Annotated in this window: 1 protein-coding gene; it reads left to right on the top strand. The window is 55.3% G+C overall.

Features of this window, described 5'->3' with window-relative positions:
• Positions 1 to 65: 65 nt before the first annotated feature.
• Positions 66 to 1,165 (top strand): IS3 family transposase gene (locus FOY53_RS22595; protein WP_372832967.1). Its coding sequence is split into 2 segments (ribosomal slippage): positions 66 to 321 and positions 321 to 1,165, totalling 1,101 coding nucleotides; the frame shifts between segments, so codons are not numbered across the junction.
• Positions 1,166 to 1,224 lie beyond the last annotated feature (59 nt).

Below are 1,224 nucleotides of genomic sequence, written 5' to 3'. Positions count from 1 at the left end.
TGACCTGAGACCTTAAAACTCCTCCACTTTTGAGTAGGATCCGTCCCAAGCATTGGAGATGGAATATGAAGAAGTCACGGTTCTCAGAAGAACAGATCATCGGGATGATTAAGGAGCAGGAGGGAGGCGTGCCAACGGCTGAGGTTTGCCGGAAGCACGGCATCAGCACAGCGTCGTTCTACAAGTACAAATCGAAGTTCGGCGGGCTGGATGTGTCAGATGCTCGTAAGCTGAAAGCGCTGGAAGATGAGAACGCCAAACTCAAGAAGCTGCTCGCAGAGCAGATGTTAGACAATGCCATGCTGAAGGATGTCGCCTCGCGAAAGTGGTAACGCCCGCCGAAAGACGGAAAGCGGTGGGTCATCTGTGTGATCAACACGGGGTGAGCCAGCGGCGGGCGTGTGATGTGTTAGAAGTTGACCGATCGAGCGTGCGGTATCGCAGCATTCGGCCAGATGATGCTGACGTGCGCAAAGCCATGAAGGAGGTCGCTGCTGAGCGTCGGCGCTTTGGCTACCGGCGCATTCACATCATGCTGGAGCGTCAGGGCATCTACATGAACCAGAAGAAGCTGCGGCGTTTGTATCGGGAAGAAGGGCTTCAGGTGCGCAAGCGTGGAGGTAGGAAGCGCGCATTGGGCACACGCCGTCCGATGGAAGTGCCGCAGAATGTCAACGTGCGTTGGAGCCTGGACTTCGTATCAGACGCATTTACGGACGGGCGTCGCTTCCGCGTACTGGCCGTGGTCGATGATTTCAGCCGGGAATGTTTGACGCTTGTTCCCGATACGTCACTATCGGGCGCGCGGCTGACCCGTGAACTGGACGCGATCATTCAGATGCGCGGGATGCCTACGACAATCGTCAGCGATAATGGGACAGAAATGACCAGTTCAGCGGTGCTCGAATGGTGCCAAAAAACGAAGATCGACTGGCACTACATCGCTCCCGGAAAGCCAACACAAAACGCCTTCATCGAAAGTTTCAACGGCAGTTTCCGGGACGAATGCCTGAACGAGACCCTGTTCTCGTCCCTCGCAGACGCCAGATCAGAGGTCACAAAATGGAAGGAGGACTACAATCGAAACCGGCCGCATTCGTCGCTGGGAAATCTCACGCCCAACGAGTTCGTAGCCAAAATGACGTTGCAACAGCAGGCCGCATGAGGTCAGAAATCAATACACGGATTCTTCCAAAGACTGGAGGAGAGCTGGGTCGCAGGTCA

Source organism: Puniceibacterium confluentis (assembly GCF_007923445.1).
Classification (GTDB): Bacteria; Pseudomonadota; Alphaproteobacteria; order Rhodobacterales; family Rhodobacteraceae; genus Puniceibacterium; species Puniceibacterium confluentis.
The sequence above is the reverse complement of the archived record's forward strand: the minus strand, read 5'-3'. Positions and strand labels throughout refer to the sequence as shown.